This is a genomic window from Mesoflavibacter sp. CH_XMU1404-2 (assembly GCF_037029465.1).
Taxonomy (GTDB): domain Bacteria; phylum Bacteroidota; class Bacteroidia; order Flavobacteriales; family Flavobacteriaceae; genus Mesoflavibacter.
In genome coordinates this window covers 22,755-44,258 of sequence record NZ_JAYMEM010000026.1, presented here as the reverse complement: position 1 = coordinate 44,258, position 21,504 = coordinate 22,755, and the positions used below count along the sequence as shown (strand labels likewise).

Annotated in this window: 25 protein-coding genes; 13 read left to right on the top strand and 12 right to left on the bottom strand. The window is 30.5% G+C overall.

The window, feature by feature from the left end; translation table 11 throughout:
* Positions 1-87 precede the first annotated feature (87 nt).
* The 4 genes from WA327_RS08675 to WA327_RS08660 all read left to right on the top strand — a co-directional run bounded on the left by WA327_RS08675 (position 88) and on the right by WA327_RS08660 (position 2,718).
* Complete coding sequence (locus WA327_RS08675) at positions 88-645, top strand: superoxide dismutase family protein (RefSeq protein WP_336068699.1); 558 nt, start codon at positions 88-90, stop codon at positions 643-645.
* 21 nt (positions 646-666) lie between these two features.
* The gene (locus WA327_RS08670; RefSeq protein ID WP_336068696.1) at positions 667-1,293 is read left to right on the top strand and encodes a YceI family protein; all 627 of its coding nucleotides are present in this window, start codon (positions 667-669) and stop codon (positions 1,291-1,293) included.
* A 99-nt stretch (positions 1,294-1,392) separates the two neighbouring features.
* The gene (locus WA327_RS08665) at positions 1,393-1,920 is read left to right on the top strand and encodes an RNA polymerase sigma factor (protein ID WP_336068694.1); all 528 of its coding nucleotides are present in this window, start codon (positions 1,393-1,395) and stop codon (positions 1,918-1,920) included.
* Positions 1,921-1,923: 3 nt separating this feature from the next.
* Positions 1,924-2,718 carry an anti-sigma factor gene (locus WA327_RS08660; protein ID WP_336068692.1) on the top strand — a complete coding sequence of 265 codons (795 nt, stop codon included), beginning with the start codon at positions 1,924-1,926 and terminating at the stop codon, positions 2,716-2,718.
* Between the two features lie 396 nt (positions 2,719-3,114).
* Here the strand turns inward: WA327_RS08660 and WA327_RS08655 are convergent, their stop codons facing one another.
* The 4 genes from WA327_RS08655 to WA327_RS08640 form a co-directional block, all read right to left on the bottom strand.
* Positions 3,115-5,337, bottom strand: coding sequence for a TonB-dependent receptor domain-containing protein (locus WA327_RS08655; protein ID WP_336068690.1), 2,223 nt, complete (start codon positions 5,335-5,337; stop codon positions 3,115-3,117).
* A gap of 22 nt (positions 5,338-5,359) precedes the next feature.
* Entirely contained in the window at positions 5,360-6,643 is a 1,284-nt protein-coding gene (locus WA327_RS08650) for a tetratricopeptide repeat protein (RefSeq protein WP_336068687.1), read from the bottom strand.
* Positions 6,644-6,727: 84 nt separating this feature from the next.
* Positions 6,728-7,288, bottom strand: coding sequence for a DUF4331 family protein (locus tag WA327_RS08645; RefSeq protein WP_027878601.1), 561 nt, complete (start codon positions 7,286-7,288; stop codon positions 6,728-6,730).
* A gap of 22 nt (positions 7,289-7,310) precedes the next feature.
* Positions 7,311-7,961: a DUF4331 family protein gene (locus WA327_RS08640; RefSeq protein WP_336068683.1), complete on the bottom strand. Its 651-nt coding sequence runs from the start codon at positions 7,959-7,961 to the stop codon at positions 7,311-7,313.
* A gap of 153 nt (positions 7,962-8,114) precedes the next feature.
* On the opposite strand from WA327_RS08640, the gene WA327_RS08635 reads away from it, so the two are divergent.
* Complete coding sequence (locus WA327_RS08635) at positions 8,115-9,302, top strand: LETM1-related biofilm-associated protein (protein WP_336068682.1); 1,188 nt, start codon at positions 8,115-8,117, stop codon at positions 9,300-9,302.
* Here the strand turns inward: WA327_RS08635 and WA327_RS08630 are convergent, their stop codons facing one another.
* The 4 genes from WA327_RS08630 to WA327_RS08615 all read right to left on the bottom strand — a co-directional run bounded on the left by WA327_RS08630 (position 9,303) and on the right by WA327_RS08615 (position 12,096).
* Positions 9,303-10,058 (bottom strand): LytTR family DNA-binding domain-containing protein, encoded by a 756-nt coding sequence (locus WA327_RS08630; protein WP_336068681.1) that lies wholly within the window; start codon positions 10,056-10,058, stop codon positions 9,303-9,305.
* 135 nt (positions 10,059-10,193) lie between these two features.
* Complete coding sequence (locus WA327_RS08625; protein ID WP_336068679.1) at positions 10,194-10,535, bottom strand: 2TM domain-containing protein; 342 nt, start codon at positions 10,533-10,535, stop codon at positions 10,194-10,196.
* A gap of 21 nt (positions 10,536-10,556) precedes the next feature.
* Positions 10,557-11,915, bottom strand: a complete 1,359-nt coding sequence (locus WA327_RS08620; protein WP_336068677.1) for a histidine kinase — start codon at positions 11,913-11,915, stop codon at positions 10,557-10,559.
* A gap of 1 nt (position 11,916) precedes the next feature.
* On the bottom strand, positions 11,917-12,096 hold the full coding sequence (locus WA327_RS08615; RefSeq protein ID WP_336068676.1) for a hypothetical protein: 180 nt from the start codon (positions 12,094-12,096) through the stop codon (positions 11,917-11,919).
* Between the two features lie 173 nt (positions 12,097-12,269).
* Between WA327_RS08615 and WA327_RS08610 the strand changes: the two genes are divergently transcribed.
* From WA327_RS08610 to WA327_RS08600, 3 genes are read left to right on the top strand one after another with little or no spacing between them, the layout of a single operon-like run.
* Positions 12,270-12,764: an RNA polymerase sigma factor gene (locus tag WA327_RS08610; RefSeq protein ID WP_336068674.1), complete on the top strand. Its 495-nt coding sequence runs from the start codon at positions 12,270-12,272 to the stop codon at positions 12,762-12,764.
* Between the two features lie 3 nt (positions 12,765-12,767).
* Positions 12,768-13,400 (top strand): hypothetical protein, encoded by a 633-nt coding sequence (locus WA327_RS08605; RefSeq protein WP_336068672.1) that lies wholly within the window; start codon positions 12,768-12,770, stop codon positions 13,398-13,400.
* Position 13,401: 1 nt separating this feature from the next.
* Positions 13,402-13,899: a hypothetical protein gene (locus WA327_RS08600; RefSeq protein WP_336068669.1), complete on the top strand. Its 498-nt coding sequence runs from the start codon at positions 13,402-13,404 to the stop codon at positions 13,897-13,899.
* Here WA327_RS08600 and WA327_RS08595 read toward each other — a convergent pair.
* Together WA327_RS08595 and WA327_RS08590 are read right to left on the bottom strand one after the other, a co-directional pair.
* On the bottom strand, positions 13,896-14,699 hold the full coding sequence (locus WA327_RS08595) for a lysophospholipid acyltransferase family protein (protein ID WP_336068667.1): 804 nt from the start codon (positions 14,697-14,699) through the stop codon (positions 13,896-13,898). The two genes, WA327_RS08600 and WA327_RS08595, sit on opposite strands and share 4 nt — an antisense overlap.
* Positions 14,700-14,746: 47 nt before the next feature.
* Positions 14,747-15,388, bottom strand: a complete 642-nt coding sequence (locus WA327_RS08590) for a CoA pyrophosphatase (protein WP_336068665.1) — start codon at positions 15,386-15,388, stop codon at positions 14,747-14,749.
* 7 nt (positions 15,389-15,395) lie between these two features.
* Between WA327_RS08590 and WA327_RS08585 the strand changes: the two genes are divergently transcribed.
* Positions 15,396-16,103 carry a peptidylprolyl isomerase gene (locus WA327_RS08585; RefSeq protein ID WP_304143739.1) on the top strand — a complete coding sequence of 236 codons (708 nt, stop codon included), beginning with the start codon at positions 15,396-15,398 and terminating at the stop codon, positions 16,101-16,103.
* A gap of 4 nt (positions 16,104-16,107) precedes the next feature.
* Here the strand turns inward: WA327_RS08585 and WA327_RS08580 are convergent, their stop codons facing one another.
* Together WA327_RS08580 and WA327_RS08575 are read right to left on the bottom strand one after the other, a co-directional pair.
* On the bottom strand, positions 16,108-16,710 hold the full coding sequence (locus WA327_RS08580; protein WP_336068659.1) for a trimeric intracellular cation channel family protein: 603 nt from the start codon (positions 16,708-16,710) through the stop codon (positions 16,108-16,110).
* Between the two features lie 105 nt (positions 16,711-16,815).
* Positions 16,816-17,562 carry an RDD family protein gene (locus tag WA327_RS08575; RefSeq protein WP_336068656.1) on the bottom strand — a complete coding sequence of 249 codons (747 nt, stop codon included), beginning with the start codon at positions 17,560-17,562 and terminating at the stop codon, positions 16,816-16,818.
* A gap of 79 nt (positions 17,563-17,641) precedes the next feature.
* Here WA327_RS08575 and WA327_RS08570 point away from each other — a divergent pair, with 79 nt between their 5' ends.
* The 4 genes from WA327_RS08570 to WA327_RS08555 are packed head-to-tail and all read left to right on the top strand — an operon-like array spanning position 17,642 to position 21,503.
* A complete protein-coding gene (locus tag WA327_RS08570; protein WP_336068654.1) occupies positions 17,642-18,625 on the top strand; it encodes a stage II sporulation protein M in 984 nt (327 codons plus the stop codon).
* Positions 18,606-19,547, top strand: coding sequence for a hypothetical protein (locus WA327_RS08565; protein WP_336068651.1), 942 nt, complete (start codon positions 18,606-18,608; stop codon positions 19,545-19,547). Before WA327_RS08570 ends, WA327_RS08565 begins: the two co-directional genes overlap by 20 nt.
* A complete protein-coding gene (locus WA327_RS08560; protein WP_336068649.1) occupies positions 19,540-20,310 on the top strand; it encodes a DUF4129 domain-containing protein in 771 nt (256 codons plus the stop codon). The genes WA327_RS08565 and WA327_RS08560 overlap by 8 nt, the downstream gene beginning before the upstream one ends.
* Positions 20,307-21,503, top strand: coding sequence for a DUF4350 domain-containing protein (locus tag WA327_RS08555; protein WP_336068646.1), 1,197 nt, complete (start codon positions 20,307-20,309; stop codon positions 21,501-21,503). The genes WA327_RS08560 and WA327_RS08555 overlap by 4 nt, the downstream gene beginning before the upstream one ends.
* Position 21,504: the final 1 nt, after the last annotated feature.

The following is a 21,504-nucleotide window of genomic DNA, read 5'->3' as shown; positions in this document are numbered from 1 at the left end:
AATTTTTAAACAATTATTAACTCTTGATATTTGCATAAGCCTTTATTACTGCTTAACTTTCTAATTCGAACCAAAACCATATTTATAATGAAAAAAATAAGCCTTATTACACTAATATTAACTTTGGCAGTTATTGTTGGATGTAAAGAAGATAAAAAGAAAATGGACACCGAAAAAACGGTTGCTGAAACTTCAAAAAAAGTAAAACTAAAGCTTGAGCCAAAAAGCGGAAGTAACGTTTCTGGATCTGCAGTATTTACAGAAACTAATGGTGTTGTAGAGTTTACAGCATTGCTAAGCGGTTTAGAACCAGGTACGCACGCTATCCATATTCACGAAAAAGCAGATTGCTCTTCAGACGATGGAAAAAGTACTGGCGGACATTGGAATCCTACAGGAGCACCACACGGAAAATGGGGTAGCCCGGATGGTTTTCATAAAGGAGATATTGGAAATTTAACTGCTGATGAAAACGGTAACGCAACCGTAACTGTAAAAACAGATTTATGGTGTATTGGTTGCCAAGACGACACTAAAAATATAGTTGATAAAGCCATCATTGTACATGCAGGAACAGACGACTTTACAACTCAACCTACTGGCGCTGCTGGTGGACGCGTAAGTTGTGGAGGAATAATTAGATAATCAAATATAAACAAACAACAAATGAGAAAAATTTCAATTTTACTATTAGCTATTACATTAAGTGTTTTTGTTAGTTGTAAAGAAGAAAAAAAAGAAACAACTACAACTGAAGAAGTTAAAACCTCAACACAGTTTGTAGTTAAACCAGAAGCTACTTCTGTTAAATGGACAGCCTATAAAACTACCGATAAAGTTGGTGTTAATGGAGAATTTACAACTGTAAAATTTGATGATAAATCAGGAGCTACACCAGAAGAAGCTTTAAATAATTTAAGTTTTTCAATTCCTGTAAGTAGTCTTTTTACAAACGATGCTACCAATACAAGAGATGCAAAAATCAAAACTTCCTTTTTTGGATCTATGATAGATACAGATTTGATTTCAGGTAAATTAATGTATAAAGATTCTAAGTATATAGCAAGCTTGACTATGAATGGTGTAACCCATGATTTACCTTTAGAAGCTACCATTAAAGATGAAAGACGCGTTACCTTAAAAGGAATAATGGATTTAAAAAATTGGAATGCTATTGATGCATTAAATGCATTAAATAAAGTATGTTTTGACCTACATAAAGGTGCCGATGGTGTTAGTAAAACTTGGGAAGACGTTGCAATAGAAATTGAAACTTACCTAAGAGAAAATTAATTATAAGATTTAAATTATTGTTACAAATAAAAAATCGCTTTCCAGCGATTTTTTTTTGGCTTTTATCCTTATCTTTAAAAAATAACCTCAAACCAAACTATGCAATTAGAATTTTTAGTTTCACAATTTCAAAAGAAAGACGAAAAAGCTTTTGAAAAACTTTATAACATGTACAGTAAAAGTATGCATGGTGTAATATTTAATATTGTTAGAGACCACGAATTAGCCGAAGAAGTCATGCAAGACGTATTTATAAAAGCATGGGAAAAAGCAGATAGTTATAACTCAAGTAAAGGCAGATTTTTCACTTGGCTTTTAAATATTTCTCGTAACGCTGCAATTGATAAAACAAGATCTAAGGCTTTTAAAAAATCTAGTAAAAACCTCAACTCCGATTATTTCGTAGATATAATACACTCATCAGATAACTTAGGAAGTAAAACTGATGCTATAGGTATAAAAAAGTTTGTAGATAAGTTAGCCGATAAGTGTATAAAAATTATCGAGCTACTTTACTTTAAAGGTTACACACAAAAAGAAGCCTCTAAAGAACTTGATATGCCTATAGGAACAATAAAAACAAGAAATAGAAATTGTATCCAAGAATTAAGAGATTCAGTATTATAAAAAATGAATATTAACGAATATATACAGTCCGGAATATTAGAGCTTTATGTTGCAGGTCAACTTTCTGAAGAAGAAAACAAGGAAGTTTATAACCTAATGCTAAAACATCCAGAAGTTTTAAAAGAAGTTTTAGAAATTGAAGCTGCTTTTATTAAACTTTCTAACAGTTTAGCACCAGAAAAAAATGTAGACTTTAACCTTATTAAAGCGCATATAGATCACAACAATAAAGTAGTAAGCTTACCAAAACAGAAAAACAGAAACTGGATAACTTACACAGGTTGGGCAGCAGCAGTAATTGTTGGTGCTGGATTATTTTGGACTTTAAACCAAAAACAGCAGTTAGAAACTGAAATTACAACAATAAATACAGAAAAAGAGTTTTTAGAAATTCAGATAGAAGAATCTAGAGACAAGTTAGCCGAAACTAAAAATCTACTTAACGTCATAAGAGATAGAAATATCATCAAAGTACCTTTAGAAGGACAAGCAGCTTATCCTGATGCTTACGCTACAGTATATTGGGATGAAAGTAATGATCAAGTCTATTTAGATTTACAAGGCTTACCAGAACCTCCAGAAGGCAAAGTCTATCAAGTATGGTCTTTATTATTAGATCCGCTTACTCCAACTAGTTTAGGTACTATAGACGACTTTTTACAAGACGACAACAAAATCTTTAAGTTAGATAACGCTAATCAATCTCAAGCATTTGGTATAACGCTAGAACCTGCTGGTGGTAGCCAATCACCAACATTAGAGCAACTATATACTTTAGGTGCTTTAGCTTCTAATTAAAAATCATTTTAATACATAAATAAAAAGCACTTCTTTGTAGAAGTGCTTTTTATTTATACCTTATTTATGTTTGCTAGAATCGCTTTAAGAACGAAATAAAGCTTATCAAAACTTATTCTACTGCTTATAAATTGCCTTACAGCTATTCTAATTTCAGTATTAAAACTTAATTTTAATTAGCTATTTTTTTATCTAACCCAATAAAAATTTTTATAAAAAAGAAATGCCTAAAAAGTGTTTACTAATTAGACATTTCCTACAAACTAACAAAAAACAAACCTTACTTTTTCATAGCATTAACCTATTTGTTAGTTGTATTTATCAATTCCCTTAAATCGATAGCTAACATACATACGTAATAATTATGAGCAAGGTTTTACTTTTTTACTCTTTTTTTTAAAAAGAATAACTTAATGTTGTTTTAAAGTTGAAAGGTGTACCTGGTATAAAGTGAATTTCTTCTACTGGTGCAACTTCATTTTGTAATCTAGACTCGGTTAAAAACTGAGTTTCTTTCCAGTCAGTATCAAATAAGTTTTCAATAATAACACCTAGTTTCCAGTGTTTATCAAAACTATAATTTAAGTTAAAATCGGTTACAAAATACCCTTCTGCAATCACGCTATTATCTTCATTTGCTGGTCTATCATCAATATATCTATAGTTAATTGCTCCAGAAAATTTATGAAAATCTTTAACCGATAATCCACCAACTAAAGTAAAATCTGGAGCTAATGGGATATAATCTTCACCATCTTCTGCCTCAAGACTTCTTGCTTTTGTAAGCGTTGCATCTGTGTTGAAATAGAAATAATCATTTAACTGAAATCTTACGCCTAAATCTAACCCGTAGCGTTCAGATTTTCCGCTAGGTTCAACAATTCCGGCATCACCTACGTAAACAAATTCTTCTTCAGAAAATAAATACCACAACGTTGTATTAAGCACAATTTTTTGTGATGGTTTCCAGATATTTCCAAAATCTACACCATACGCTTTTGGTAAAGCTTTATCTACTTCGTTATTAAGAACAATTCTGGCATCGTTAGAGTGAAATCCTATTCCTGATTTTAAAAACCATTGTAAATTTTCATTTTGATTAAATTGAAAATTAAGTTTTGGCAATACAGCAACTTCTGTATTTGTTTGCAAATCATAAGCTTCACTTAATTTATTATTGTATTGAAAGTTGAAATATTCGACTCTTAAACCTGTAGTAATGCTAAATTTTCCTAAGTCAATTTCGGCATTAAAAAAGGCATTCATATTACGTTGATACACATCTCCTAACTGAATATAGTCTAAAGTTGTTTTTCTGTTTAAAGTGTGTGATAACTCTATATCTTTAATATCATCAAAACGCAACCCTAAACCAGCTGTATAGTTTACGTCAAAAGAATTATAGTCTACGGTCTTTCTAAATTGGGTATTTAACCCAAAAATATCACGATTTTCTTTTTGTTTGATTTGGTCACCGTTTACAGGATCTTCTAAAAAGAAGGTAAAGTTTGAGTATAATTCAAAATTATATTTAGAGTAAAACACATTGCTTTGCATAGCAATATCATTTTCTAATACAGTACTAAATTGCACATTAGCATTACTTCTGCTTGTGTAACCACCTTCTGTATCGTCTATTGCTCCAAAGTTGGAAATGTTACCATTATTAACTTCTCTAACTGGAATTTGACCTGATGCGTCCCATTTACTTGTAAAATGACTAACCGTTAACCCTATTTTAGAATTATCATTTAAATACGCATTATACTTACCCATAAGATTGATTCTGTCAAAATTTTGAGGCGACTCAAAAGGTCCATCAGTTTCTATATATTCTAAAGCTACATAAGCATTTTGCGATGCTTTTTTATCTAAAAGGTTGAATAAACCTAAGGTGCGTAACGTGTTGAATTGTCCAGCAGTAAAACTAATCGTACTAAAATCTAAGCTGCTTTTTGTTTTAAAATCTACAAAACCTGCAGTATTAAAATCGCCATGGTCTGAGTAATATGGACCTTTACCAAAGTTTATTTTTTCAATAGTTTCTGGTATTAAGAAGTGTAAATCACTATAACCTTGTCCGTGTGCGTGAGACACCATATTTACTGGCATACCATCTACAGATAATGCTACATCTGTACCATGATCTACATCAAAACCACGTAAAAATATTTGTTCTGCTTTACCACCACCAGCATGTTGACCGATGATTAACCCTGGAACTTTTCTTAAAATTTCTTGAGAAGAATTTATTGGATTAGTTTCTAAATCTATTTGTACAATGCTGTTTAGCACATCTATAGGCTGAGATAAAACCAACTCATCTAAAACAAATGCTTTTGGTTTTAAATTTATGGTTAAGCTTTCTATTAAATTTTGTGTTAATCTTATTTCTTGCTTTTCATAACCTAATAATCCAACTAGTAAAGTATCTCCTACTTTAGTATTATTGATTTCAAATTGACCAAACTGATTAGAATGCGCATGATTATTTGAGGTTTTATTATAAACATAAGCAGATTCTAAGGGTTTGTTTTCGCTTGTAACTGTTCCTTTAATTTGTGCAGATAAGGACATAGTCATCCCTATCATTACAAACAGTAATAATAATTTTTTCATGTTTTTTGTTGTTTAGGTTTGTTTACAGTTGAGCGACCTGTTTCGTAGTTACTGGTCCAAGCTCGTAACTACTATTTAGTAGTTCTTCTTTTAAAGCTGTTACTTTGTCAAATTGACCGTTTGCTTTATAGATTTTTGCCATATGGTATTGCGCTTCTGGTTCAAAGGTTTTGTTTGCCACAAAAGTATCAATAATTTCTAAAGCTTTTTGCTTTTTACCTATGTTAAAATAACTCCAAGCCAGTAAATCATAAGACATTGGTGTTGGTCTATTTTGCACTTCTATTTTAGCTAATTCTACTGCTTTTTCATTGTTGCTGTCTGCCAATAATTTAGAAGTATACACATTATACATGTCTCCATAATTTGGATTATTTACTTCTTCTAAATAGGCTTTAAGATGAAGGTTTTTTTGCTCATCAAGACCTTCAAATTCAGCTAACTCTGCTTTAAACAAATAGTAATCTGGAGATTGATGCTGTTTTTCAATCTTTTCTAAGATTCTTTTAGCCTCTTCAGGATTATTTTCATGTGCGTAAACAATCCAAGCTATTCCTTTTTTTGCGTAAGCATTATCTGGGTTTAATTGTAATGCTTTTAAATAATTATTATAAGAGTTTTCTATTTGACCATCATGACCATAAAAATCGGCTAGATTAGTATATGTCCATTGTTTAATTTCGTTTAATTGAGAAGATTCTGCTATAGTCTGTGCTTTTTCTAGATATTTAATTGCAGAAGCTAAGTCTCCTTTATAGTCACTCCATTTTGACAATCTAATTAAATACCCAAAATCACTTAAGTCTTTAACTTTAGTTAAATAGTCTTTTGCTTGTTCATAATTACCAAGTTCCATGTGCACATCAAAAAGCATTTTTTGTGTTCCTTCAAGGTTTTCTCCATTAATTTTAGCTTTTTCTAATACGTTTAAAGCTTCTTTAAATTTGTGTTGAGAAATGTAATTTCTTGCTAAGCTTCGTAAATAGCCTGCATTGTTGTATTTGGTAATTTTATTTACCTCTAAAAGATTTTCTTCAGCTTTTTTTAAGTAGTCTATATTTCCTGTAGCTGTAAACAACTTACTTTCTGCAGCTGCTAACTTAGCTAGATATGGATATTGGTTTGGAGTCTCTTTATATTTGTTTTTCCAGAAACTATAATCTTCTTCTATTTTACTTAATATCGTATTATCTGGATTAGTAATGTAGATTTCGTAATCTGATGTTTTAGTAATCTTACTGGGTTTTTCTTTACAACTACTTGCCAAGACAAATGCAAATAGTAATAATATAATATTGGTTTTCATTGTTTTTGTTTTTTGTGTTTGTTTGTTGTAATAAGTAGGTAAATTAAGGAGTACTTTGGGGAAATACTCCTTAATTAAAATAGTCTACCAAGGAGATGCTAAGTAAGGAAAAGACGTCAAAAACGGCTTATCATTTGCATCTACATGATCATCTGAAAGCGAAGGGTTTTCTGTACCATCTTCACCACCAAAGATAAGTAGTAGTTCTACTGAAATAACATCGTCTGCTAATGCACGACCTGTTAATACGTTAGTCCCGTCAAAGAAAGTAGTTGTACCATCTAGTGACACATTAAGTACATCTGTAGCTAATAACCCAGTAAATGTTGGCGCATCTAAACCTAATGCATTTTGGTCTCCTGGATTTGCATATGCAGGACTTAAACCTGTTAAGTTAGTTTCGAACATAGATTGAAACGCTGCATTTTGATCTGTAGGAATAGTTGTATTAAACATATCTTTTGAAGAAGAAGATACAAATACTGTATTTACAGCTGGTCTACCCATTTGATCATTTTGAGCATACGTCCCTGAAAAATCTGGTTCTTGTTGCGTTGGTATTTGAGTAAAGTCATCGTCGTTAGAACAACTAACAGCAGCTAATGCAAATACTGCGATGCTAAATATTTTATATATAGATTTCATAATTTTTAATTTAAAAGTTTAATTATTGTTTAGTTTTAGTTTCTACCCAAGTATTGATAGTTCCTGATCCTCCAATAGAAGATTTTGGCACTTCAATAACAACAGACATTACATTTGTTCCTGCAAAAGTATCTGTACCTGGATCATTAAAACCTGAAGCATTTCCTGCAATAATTTCGCCATATTGCGCAAAATCCATAAAGAAAGGATCGTCTCTTGGTCCTGCAAATGCTTTAATGTTTCCGTTAGTTTCTACAATAGCATTGCTTCCGTAAGAAGTAATATCTACAACTGTCACATCGGCATTAGTATTAATCATACTATTTAAGCCTGTTGAAGAAGGTGCAAATGGACCAAAAAAGTACATTTTCCCATCTCTTGGCACAGCTTGTATTACTAAATCTTCAACATTGTCGCCTGTGTTATCAATATTAAATTCTATCATAACATTTTCGTCAAAAGCAGCACTTGATGTCGCAGAAGGACTTAATAATCCTTGTACATTTGCTGCAAAAACTAAATTGTTATTGTCTTGACCTTGAAAGGCATAAAAATCTGTGATATCACTTGTACCACCTGAAACTGCAGGCGCGTCAATATGGTCTGCAGATAAAAAGAAGTAGCCTGCTATTGCAAAAATGCTAACTCCTAATACTAGTTTTAAATTTTTCATAATGTTTGAGATTTTGTTAATTATTATTTTTGGTTCTCTATTCTACCTACGCAATAAAAACAGTGTCGGTTTTATTAAAATTTTGTTAAAGAAGAAATCAGGCAATAAAATGAGATTAATAATATATCTTTACGACCTATTTATTTTTAAGGCATGAACCCATCGGCAACAGGTTGGATAAAAAAATTAATTAAAGACTTAAATCCTAACAAAGTCTTAAATAACACGAGTCTTGAAAACTACTACGAAGCATTTAGACATTGTGGTTTTATCTATGGAAGCAATGTGGAAATTGTAGCAAACCTGATAAAAAACAGAGATTACGAAAGCGAAGAACTTTGTAAAATAAATCTTGTAATTGCCTTACTTATTATTCATATTAATAGTGAAAGTGACAATGATTTTTATACAGATGTAGATGCTTTTTACAATGCACTAAATAAAAAAAGACCTTCTTTTCTTAATATTTTTATAGGAAACAAAGACAAAGAAGACAGCGTTGAAAGAATTATTAATAAACGCATACAAATAGACGACAACTTAATTGACAAAAGCTTTAACTACTTTATAACCAATGCGCTTTTATTTATAGATGTTATTGCATTTAGAGTCTATTTAGAAAATCAAAACATTAGTGATGACTTTTTAAAAGATCACGAAATTATTATTGAAAGTATCGTTATTAATACGCTTAACGCGAAAAAGAATAAATCTGATTACGACGAAAATTTAATTGCTCTTTTTGAACAATCTGCAAGATATGAACACGAAAAAGTATTAGATTTTGACCAAGCTATCACTAAGATAGAAACTGAGATTTTTGCAAAATACTGTTTAGATATGGCAGCTATGGCAACTTGGACAGATGCAAAAATAGATAGTAAAGAAGAAAACTTTTTGTCTCAATTAGGAAGTAGATTAGATTTAAGTGAGCTGCATGTACATCAAGCCGCAAGTAGCATTGAAAGTTTCTATAAAAAGTTTAAAGAAGATGTACCTTTATTAGGATCTAAAAATATTGTAAAAACCTTTTATGATAATTCTACTAGCTTTGTTTTAAAATTAATTAAAAGAAACGGAAAACGTTTAACCAAAGAACTTGTTGAAAGTAAAGAACTACTACTTTTATTATCACAATCTACAATAAGAGACCTATCTAAAGAAGAACAGAAAAAAGTACAAGATCAACTATTAGATATTTTTAAATCCATACCAAGCCTTGCTATCTTTTTATTACCTGGCGGCGCATTGTTATTACCAATCGTCGTAAAGTTTATACCTAAGTTATTGCCAAGTGCTTTTGATGACAACCGTATTGAAGAAGAAGAAAAAAAGGAATAGTTAATTTAACCATTCCTTAAAATCTTTTACGCGTTCTCTAGCTACAATTACTTCGCTTTCATTATAAGTCTTTAGCTTTATTTGCAACCTAGAGTTGGTGTAACTAATAATATCCTTGATAGCTTCTATATTTACGTAAAACTTTCTATTTACTCTAAAAAATTGTGTTGGATCTATCTCGTCTTCTAATGCTTCTAAAGTGTTTTCTAGCAAATAATTTCTGTTATCTGTGGTATGTAAATAAGTGCCTTTATTTTCACTATAAAAACATTCAATTTCATCAGTATTAACAAGCTTAATATGTTGTCCAACTTTTATCGAAAAACGCTTTTTATACGCTCTGTCTATTGGATTGACCAATAACTTTTTTATGTCTTCAAAATCTAAAGACATATTAGTTTTTTGTGGTAATCTTGACTTATATTTTTGTACCGCTTGTTCTAAATCTTCAGCATCAATTGGTTTTAACAAATAGTCAATACTGTTTAACTTAAAAGCTTGCAAAGCATACTCATCATAAGCTGTTGTAAAGATTATTGCTGAGTTAATTTCTATGGTTTCAAAAATTTCAAACGATAAACCATCACTTAATTGAATGTCTAAAAATATCAAATCTGGATGCGTGTTATTTTTAAACCAATTAATAGACTCTTCTACAGAATGCAAAAGCGTTTCGGCTTCTACATTTAGGTTGGTTAGCATACGCTGTAGACGTCTTGCTGATGGTTTTTCGTCTTCTATAATTATAACTTTCATGTTTATTATTTAATGAATGGTTGATGATTGTTGACAGAAGTAATAAATTGCTTACTGCTTACTGCTTACTGCTTACTGCTTACTGCTTACTGCTTACTGCTTACTGCTTACTGCTTACTGCTTACTGAAAACTAACTATTCCCACATGGATTCTTCTTTATCCATAAATTCTTTAATTTTTCGTTGTTCCCAATCTTTTCCAAAGAATACTCTTGGTCCAAATACACCAAGAAAGTGAAATAATAAACCTACGCCCCAAAACAATGGTGTTGATAATGTACCAAAGTGCCATAATGGTCCGCCATTTAATACAATAACTAAAATAATTAGAACATTAATAACAATGTAAACCGCTAAATGCCAGTAAAAACCAACTATTTTTTTCACTTTTTCTTTAGCTCTTTGGTAGGCTTCTTCTTTTAAAAATTCTTTTCTAGAAAAATTATCTTCGTAAGGTTGTATATCTGTATTTCTCATGATTTTTAATGTTTTTTTTTATTAATTCCAACGTTTTTCTTGTTCTTCTTCTCTCATAAATTGGTCTATTTTTCTTTGTTCCCAGCTGCGTCCAAATTTGCCGTTATTTACAAATACTCTAAAGGCTTGTGCTGTTAGTCCAAATCCCCAACCTATCATAGGAAACCAAAACCATTGAATTGCAAATGGTGTAAATTTGTACCAAATAAAGTATAAACTTGGTATAACAATACAGTAAGCTGCTAGGCTAAAATAAAACCCTTTTAGTTCTTCTACGTGTTGTCTTGCTCGTGCATAACTGTCAAGCATTTTTGATTGTGATAATTGTTGTTGTCTCATAACTGATACTTGTTTTGTAAGCATTGGTAATGCTACTGCAAAACTGTTTGCTTCTTGATTGATGATTACTTTTTTATTTGTTAATAATTGGTAGCGTTGTCTAATGTTTGCTAATCCAACACCACTACTCTTTTTCAATATTTTTTTGGGTTGCAGATTATTTTCTACAACTAAATTTCCTCTGCTTTCAAATATTTTAATGTGTAACGGTTTACTACTTGTTACTACATTATGTTTTACAGCATTTTCTAATAGTAATTGTAATGAAAGTGGTACAACTTTACTTTCTGGATTTTGTGCTTGTTCTGGGATTTCAAAAATTATACTATCTTCAAATCTGTTTTTTAATAAAGACATGTAGGTTTTTGCAAACTTTAGCTCTTCGTCTACTGTCACTAATTCTTTATTTTTCTGCTCTAATACATATCTATATACTTTTGATAAACTGGTTGTAAATTGCTGTGCTTTGTCTGGATTCTCTTCAATTAAACTGGTTAATACATTTAAGCTATTAAATAAAAAATGTGGATCTAATTGATTTTTTAAAGCATCAAACTTAGCACTTGCTGTTCCTGCAATTACTTTTTGCTCTTTTACCTTAGTTTCTTGTTTAGATTTTATATAGTAAACCGTATAAAATATAGCTGTTATGACTACAGATATAGTTAAAGACATCCAATAAAAAACTACTTTCTCGTTTTGTAAAAACGATGTAGCGTCTTGGTTATACCCATAAACTATTATTAAAAATCTAAGTATAAAAATGGTTGCTAATGATATAAATACTGAAGACAATAAAGCAACTAAAAGACGATTAAGTTTAAATAAATCTTGCTTGTATTTATTCATCATAAACGTCACAAAATAGGCGTTAGCTAGATATAAACACACTGCAAATAATTGATTGTAAAAAAACTCTAAAGCTAAATCTTGGTTAAAATCTAATGTGGTACCATTAGCCAACATAAATATGCCTCTAATTAAAAAGACTAATACACCAATTGAAAAGGCTTTAGCGGTTTCTCTTAAAAATTTAATCATCTTACTTTTTGTTAGTTTCTAAAATTAACAAGCATTTATTTTTGCTGTAAATATTAGTGTTTTGACATGGATTAAAGGTAGTAAAAATAGGTGTTTTATCTGCCTTTACCACTAAAGGTTTGTTTAAGCTTTTTACTTGTCCTGTTAGTGCCATTACAATTATTAATACGAGTTTAAACATGGTTTGTGTTTTAATTACAAGGCAAATATCTATCAAGAGTTTAAGTTTTTAAAAAGTGAAATACTGAACTGTTATTTTTTTATGATGAATTGTAGCTGCACAAAAAATAATTCTAAATTTGTGTAACAACTTCTTTATTTAAGCTACAAATAAGTACAACTAACTAAAATATATTGGATAAACCATCAGAACATAATTTTGTAGAATTACTAGAAAAGCATCAAAATATTGTGCATAAAGTATGTAGACTTTATACAGATAATTATGATGCGCATAACGACTTATTTCAGGAGATAACCATACAATTATGGAAAGCGTTCCCGAAGTTTAGAGGCGATAGTAAATTTACAACTTGGATGTACAGAGTTGGCTTAAACACTGCTATTACCTTGTATCGTAAATCAAAACGTCGTATAAAAACGCAAGAGTTTGATGCCATACAATTTAAAATTAGTGCAGAAGAATATGATAGTACAGAAGAAGAACAATTAAAATTAATGTATCAAGCTGTACACCAATTAAACGATATTGAAAAAGCTCTGGTATTTTTATATCTAGAGGATAAAGATTATAGAGAAATAAGCGACACTTTGGGAATTAGCGAAGTTAATGCAAGAGTGAAAATGAATAGAGTGAAAAAAAAGCTAAAAACCATTTTAAATCCGTAAGCTATGGATGAATTAGAGTTATTAAAAAAAGATTGGCAAAAAAGTGATAACACTTTTGAAAAAAAATCAAGTAGTGATTTGTATGCCATGTTACATAAAAAATCGTCAAGCATAGTTAAAACATTGTTTTACATTAGTATAGCTGAACTTGCGTTTTGGATACTGATTAATACAATTCCAATGTTTTCTTCAGATGGCTATAAGCAGCAGCTTCAAGACATGTACAAAGACAACCTATTTATTGGTATTACAATTTTCACCTATGCTGTAATTTTACTTTTTGTTTATCTGTTGTATAAATCATACAAAAACATTTCGGTTACAGATAGCGCCAGAAAGCTAATGAAAAACATACTTAAAACTAGAAAAGTTATAAGATATTATGTGATTTATAACCTTGCAATGGTATTTGTTTCTATGGTATTTGGATTTGTTTATACTTCTGGTCACGATCCACAATTAGCCGCTCAAATAGAGCACTTTAACACTAAACAATACATTTTTATGATAGGTGCTTTTGTTATAGCTACTTTAATTTTTGGAGTTGTAATTTGGTTGTTTTATAAATTACTTTATGGTATTTTATTAAAACGTCTTAATAAGAATTATAACGAACTTAAGAAAATGGAAGTTTAGTTTGGAGAGTTTAAAAAAGTATGAAATAATTACTCTTTTAGGGATAGGTGTTTTTGGAATTTATTTCATTTTTGAATCTTCAATTTTCCTAACAGAAAACATTAAAAACATACTTATAATTAATGATTTAGATGCAATCTATATTTCATTAATTGAGAACATTGTATATGTCCTATATTTTATAATAGCTTCAAATTTTGCTATTAATTGGATTACAAAAAACAGTAAAAAAATACTAGAGAAACCTTTAAGATACTTAGTCTTAGTAATAGTAACTTTTTTTACAATACAACCTTTAGAGTTTTTTCAGTTTTCATTTATCAATTCTTATGTAAATGATACATATGCTGATAATTTCAAAAACTACATTGAAGGACAAAAATCAAATATTTACCTACACGGAATCCGTTCAATTACTTACTATATTAATTTGATATATCTAGCAATTTTATTTTATCAAAAAACAAAAAATGAAATTGCAGAAAATGAAGAATTTTAACCTAAAAATTCTCGTTGCTTATTAAGTTCTTCTTGAGCAAGTAATTCTTTTTCTGGGATTACTTTTAAAAATGAAGGATGCTGCTCTATAGCGTATTCTATTTTTTCAACAATATCTTGGATACTTTCATTCTCGTAATCAATTTGTAAAGGTTCTTTAATTTCAAAAGTTTGATAGACGTTTTTCTTTTTAATTCTTAGTCCTTTTTTATCAAAACTTCTTCTAAAACCATCAATTACAATAGGTACAACTACTGGTTTGTAATGTTTTATAATATGAGCTGTTCCTTTTCTAATAGGCTTAAAAGGTGTTGTGGTTCCTTGCGGAAATGTAACAACCCAACCATCATCTAAAGCGCGTTTTATTGCAGAAATATCACTCATTTTTACTTGACGATTAACATCTTTTCCTTGACTACGCCAAGTACGCTCTATACTTATAGATCCAGTGTAAGCAAAAATCTTTGGTATTAAACCAGATTTCATGGTCTCTTTTGCTGCCACATAATACATATTAAGCTTAGGATTCCATAAATAACCTACATTTTTAATATTATCTTGACGGTTTGATAATGCAGCGTTAAACACATGAAACATAGCAATAACATCTGCAAAATACGTTTGATGATTTGATATAAATAAAACGTTTGTATCTGGTAATTGTCTAATAATTTCAGAACCTTCAATTTGTAGCTCATTAAAGCCTCTATAGCGTCTGTGCGTTAAAAGACCTAAGATTCTGATTAACCATTTTTTTACAAAAAGTATATGTCCGAAAGGATTTTTTTTAAATAATCCCATAGTGTAATTTCATTTTTAGGAGATACAAATATAATAAATCAAAGCACTTATAACGCTTGTTTTAGTAAGTCTTTAACTTCACTAAGCATCATTGCTGTTGCTCCCCAAACTAAATGATTGTTTAAATAAAAAGCAGGCACCTCAACCTCAATACCGTAACTGGTCTGTACTTTTTTGTGTGTTAGGTTGTTATCACTTAGCAAATCTTTTAAGTAAACTTCTATCAAATCTTCTACTTCCGTCTCTTGTTTGACAAATTTTGGTGTTTGCTCTGCAATGCCTAAATAAGGCTGAACTACAAAGTTGCTTGGCGGAATATAAACTTGCGTCATTTCTTTATACACCTTAATTATTTTTGGATGTACACCAACTTCTTCGTGGGTTTCTCTTAAAGCAGTTTGCATTAAATTTTGGTCAGAATGTTCTACTTTTCCACCAGGAAAACCAACTTGTGCCGAGTGTACACCTTTGTAAGTTTTTCTTAGAATTAAAATAAGCTTGGTTTGTAACTCTAAATCTGGGTAAAACAACGCCATAACAGCACTTTGCCTAGCATGTTTCATCTTCTCTTTTTGCTGTTTTAATAGCGCTTCACGATATGGTGGCGCCATTTTAAATTGAGATGCTTCGGCTGGTAGTGGGATATTTTTTATTTTTGGCAATGCTATGCTAAAATCCTTAAAATTCATTTTAAAAATGCGCCTATTACTTTTTTTTAGTCTTTGTCTTGTTTTATTTAATTGTGAAGATAAGCAATCTAAGACTAAATCTAATAATACCGAAACCAAACAAGTTATAGATACAGTAAAAACTGAAACTAAAACAGTAAAAAAAGATACCGTTAAGAAAAAGAAATATCCTTACCTAACGGAAGAAAACGCAATGGACTTTTTCTTAGAATACGAAAAAGACAACCCAGAAAATAAAGTGCGAATTAAAACAAATAAAGGCAATATTGATATTTTATTGTTTAATGAAACTAAGTTTCATCGTGCTAACTTTATCTATCTAGCAAAAATTGGTGCTTTTGACAATACTCAGTTTCATCGTGTGGTTAAAAACTTTATTATTCAAGGTGGAAATACAGATGATATTAGAGTTGCAAGAAAACGCAGAAAAATAGGTCATTATCTATTACCAACCGATACAAAACGCGGATTTACACACCATCGTGGTGTCATTTCTATGCCTAGTAGTGAAATTGAAAACCCTCATAAATTGGCGTCTCCATACGAGTTTTTTATCACGCAACAAGACGCTTTTCATCTTGATGGTGATTATACCATTTTTGGAAAAGTGATTGAAGGCATGGACGTTGTTGATAAAATAAACACCGTAAAAACAGACGAGTCTGATTGGCCTTTTATTAATGTATATATAGAAACTGTAGAGGTTTTAGAGTAGTCTTTTAATCTTTGTAAAGACTTGGTAAACTTACTTTAAACTTTACTGCAATTAACCTAACAATAATAACAACTGCTCCAGAAATTACAAACACAAAATTAGTAACAATTGGTAATTGGCTAACTGCAAAGTATGTAACGCCTCCTAAAATACATGCTGTTGCATAAACTTCTTTTCTGAAAATTACAGGTATTTCGTTACATAAAATATCTCTTATTACGCCGCCAAAACACGCACTCATCGTACCTAAAAAAACACAAATTACGGGATGTAAATCTGCTGAAATTCCTTTTTCAATTCCAATGACAGTATATAAACCAATACCGATAGTATCAAATAAAAACAGTGATTTACGTAAGTAATCTATTTTATTTCTGAAGACAACAGCAAAAACAGTTGCTCCAAAAATAAAGTAAGCATAGCTCATGTCTTTCATCCAACTTACAGGTGTTTCGCCAATTAAAACATCTCTTAACGTTCCGCCACCAACAGCTGTTACAAACGCAATTATTAAAATACCAAATGCATCCATACGCTTATTTAGCGCAACAAGTACTCCAGAAATTGCAAAAGCAATGGTTCCTAAAATATCGATGATGTAAAACATTGGATTGTAATTGTATTTAAAGTTTTAATTGTAAAAGATACTTCGAATTTGCTCAATATGAAACTCAGTAAAAATGATTCAAACTTAAAAAAAGTGGTTCTCTGCTTACATGTTTTGGGTGTAATAGTTGTAATCTTTTATAACTGTTGAAATAAATTCCATATCATTACTTTCAACTTGTTGTCTTATTTCCATTACATCTATTACCTTGGTTCTTAACTTAATTAAAGTAGCGTAGTCTTTAGATTTTTTTGCCGCTAAATAGGTTTCTTTAATTATACGTACATCATTATCAGACAACTTAATAACTGATGGATATGTTGGTGTATAATCTTCCTTTAATTCTTCTAAAATAGTATGACTAATATTTACTTTATTTTTTAAAGCAATAACACCTGTTCCTGCGGTCATATCTCCTATTCTTTGGTTTTTATTGCTAGTAACAACAGCTATTAAACCAATAATACCAGAAAACATATTTAAGTCTACTATTCTAAAAAACCATCTTACGATAAAATCTGGAAAAGAGGCTTGATAACCATCAATTTTAACCACTTTTATTTTTAATACGCGCTTACCTGGTGTTTGTCCGTCTAAAACAGATTCAAAAATTAGAGAGTAAAAAATAACAGGAAGATAAAAGAAAACTACTACCGCACCGATAGACCATTGGTCCATATCTCTTGCCCAATCTTCAAAATTAAAAGCATTAAACATAATTTGGTATACAACAATTGAATATGCTATTTTAATAATCCAATCTATGATATATGCGAGTAAACGTTCGCCAACACTAGCAGCGACAAAGTTTATGTTAACGTTTTGTGTGGTATTTATTGATATATTGACCATAAGCTAAGGTCAAATGTAAGCATTTTTTTAACGCTTAAAAGTGGTTTTAAAATAAAAAATATGTAGATTTGGTTGCTTTATGAGAGAAGTCGCTTTTATCAAAACCAACAAAGAAAAATGGCTAGAATTTGAACAAGCTATTTTTGGAAAACAACTAAAAAACCCTGACGAATTAGCCTCACTTTACACACAATTGGTTAATGATTTGTCCTACGCACAAACGTATTATCCAAAAAGTAAAACGGTTTTATATCTTAATAATCTTGCGGCAAAAGCATTTCAGAAAATTTATAAAACCAAGCGACAAGACACTAATAGGTTTGTGTATTTCTGGAAAACTGAAGTCCCTTTAATAGTTTATGAATATAGACGTTACGTGGCTTATGCCTTTATTGTCTTTTTAAGTTTTGTTGCTATTGGCGCACTTTCAGCTGAATTTGATGATGCTTTTATCAGATTAGTTTTAGGTGATCACTATGTTAATCTTACTTTAGAAAATATTGAAAAAGGTGATCCAGTTGCTATATACAAAAGCGGTAGTAATTGGGGAAGCGCTTTTGGTATTACCTTAAACAACCTTTACGTAGGTATTTTATCTTTTGTTTTAGGTATTTTTGGAGGTTTAGGTACAGGTTATGTTTTAATGGAGAATGGGATTATGCTAGGTTCATTTCAATATATGTTTGTAAAAGAAGATGTGTTTTGGGAAAGCGTTAGAGGTATCTGGATACATGGCGCTATGGAAATTTTTGCCATAGTTATAGAAGGTGCTGCTGGTTTTATTTTAGGAGCTAGCATATTGTTTCCTAAAACATTTTCCAGGATGACTTCTTTTAAAAGAGGCGTGAAAATTGGTGTAAAAATTTTAATTAGCACATTTCCTTTTACCATTGCTGCTGGTTTTTTAGAAGGTTATGTGACTAGATATTCTAATGTGATGCCTAACTGGTTGTCTATTGGTATCATACTTTCAACATTAAGCTTAATTTCATTTTACTATTTAATATATCCGTTTATTGTTAACAGAAAAGCAAAACTAAACTATGCAACTATATCAAAATAGAGACTTTAACTCGTTTTTTCAAGATACATTCACCTTTTTAAAAGAACATGGTAAACATTTCTTTACTCATTTTTTCACTATTAGTGGCGCATTAATTATTGTTTTAGCTGTTGTAAGCTACTATATTACTAAAACTTATACAGAATCTTTGATGTATAACTTTTCTACTAGAGGAACTGCTTCAGATGCTTTTGATCAGTTTGCTAATGAAAACTTTGGTGCATTTATACTTACCATTATTGGTGTAGTTATACTAACTATAGTGTTTTGGGTTATAGTTTATGCCTTCACTCCTATTTATTTCAAACTTTTTGAAAAACATAACGGTACTAATTTTGGGATGAAAGAAATTACAGATAGTTACAAAGCTAACATTGGTAAGCTTTTAGGCTTTGTTGTATTTGGATTTATTCTTGCAATTCCGCTAGCTATTGTCTTTGGTATTGTTGGTTTTATACTTGCAATTACTATTGTTGGTATTTTAGCGCTACCTTTTTTAGTGGGTATATTTAGTAGCCTTTACCACATGACGCTTTTAGAGCAATTAGATAACAAACGTAACTTTTGGGATAGTTTTGGTTATGCTTGGCAACTAATTAGTAGCAAGTTTTGGCATGCTGTTGGTTGTATTGGTATTTTTTATTTAATGGCTTACGTCATACAAATGGGTATTGGTTTTATACAAGGTGTTGTGCAAGGTGTGCAAAGCATAACTGTTATACAAGAACCTGTAGGTATGGAAGATATGTCTATTGGAAGTTTAATTTTAGCTATCGTTATTTCGGTAATATCTTTTATTATCAGTACAACTTTACAAACTATTATACAGGTTAATCAAAGTATTGTTTACTATGGTTTAAAAGAAACCAGCGAAAACGTAAACACTAAAAGCGTTATTGACCAAATAGGATCTGGTGAGTAAACTATTAAAATTACATATCATCTTATTTTTATTAGCTTTTGGTACAGCTAATGCACTTCAAAAACACTCGCAAGACGTGTATGAAGACTATGAGTACTTAGAAGCTATAGATTCGGTTGCAACCGATAGTGGCTATGTTTCACCAAAACAATTTGATGATTTATCTAAAAAATATACAGATGATGATTTTGTTTACCAACGTAGCGAAGCTAGTTCTGGTTGGTGGACTCGATTTAAAAAAGCGGTTTCAGATTTTCTAAAAAGTCTATTTAACATTCAAAACGCTGGTCAAGCCTCTAGAGCTACAGATTTAGCGCTAAAAATTGCTGGTGTTATCATTTTCTTGTTGGTTATTTATTTCATCTTTAAAGCTATTGTAAATAAAGAAGGGACTTGGGTTTTTGGCAAATCGTCAGACAAAAGTATTATTCCTGTTACTGATGTAGAAAACAACATTCATCACACCAATTTTAAAGCTTTAATTAGTGAAGCCGAAAGCAATAATAATTACAGACTTGCTATTAGATATTACTATTTGTGGCTCTTAAAAGGTTTATCTGAAAAAGAAATAATAGACTACGATCCAGAAAAAACAAACAGCGATTATCAATACGAAATAAAAACACCTGAAATCTCAGAACAATTTGCCTACACATCCTATTTGTACAATTACATTTGGTATGGCGAATTTAATGTAGATCAAACTCAATTTGATAAAGCCAAACGTGCTTTTACTAACTTTTTAAACTCGGTAAAAGCATGAACAGAACAATAAAAATTTACATCGGTTTATTGATATTCATCTTTGGACTAATAGCGTTTATCGAACTTACTCGAGAGCGACCAATAAACTGGAAACCAACCTATAACGAAAGACACAAAATTCCTTTTGGTACGTATATCTTTCATGAAGAATTAGAAGCTGTTTTTCCTAATCAAGAGTTTACAGATGTAAGAAAAACACCTTACGAGTTTTTTGACGCCTATTACGATTGGGAAGAAGACGAATATACCACAACTGGTAATTTTATACACGTAGCGCAATACTCAGAAATGGACGAAATCTCAGCACAAGAGCTTTTAGATTTTGTATCCTATGGTAACACCGTTTTTATGTCTAGCAATTATTTTCCTAACCGATTAAAAGACTCGTTAGGATTTAATACAACTAACCAATATGATTTAAAAGGTAATAGCTATTTCACATTAACTAATCCAAGATTTAAAACAGATAGTATTACCATAGATAGAGGTATTAACAACTTTCATTTTTCAAAACTTGACAAAGATCTTACAACGGTTTTAGGGCATCAAACATTTGATAGTATTGCGTTTCCTAACTTTATAAAAGTTAATTATTATCAAGGTTCGTTTTTACTTCATTTACAACCAATTGCGTTTACAAATTATAATTTATTAAAGAAAAACAATAAAAAATATGCCGAAGCGGTTTTGGGCTATCTGCCAGAAGATAATATTTTTTACAACTCGCTAAACAAAGCAAACACTAACGTTAGCAGCTCTAAACTTAGATATATCTTAAGTCAAGATGCACTGCGTTACGCTTGGTATTTAGGCTTGATTAGTTTGGTGTTATTCTTAATTTTTAACGCAAAACGAAGACAACGCATTGTTAAAGAAATTAAACCGCACGAAAATACAACCGTAGCATTTACAAAAACCATTGGTAATTTATACTACGAAACTAAAGACCATAACAATTTAGTTGAAAAGAAAATAACCTACTTTTTAGAATATTTAAGACGTGTTTACTTTTTAGACACTCAAGTTTTAGACGAACGTTTTACCAAGCTACTGATTCAAAAATCAGGAAAAGACATAGAACAAATACAACAGTTAGTTAAATCTATAGTACATTTAAAAGCAAAACCACAATGTACAGAAGCAGATTTAATCAATTTAAATAAGCAAATAGAAGATTTTTATACCGCATAAA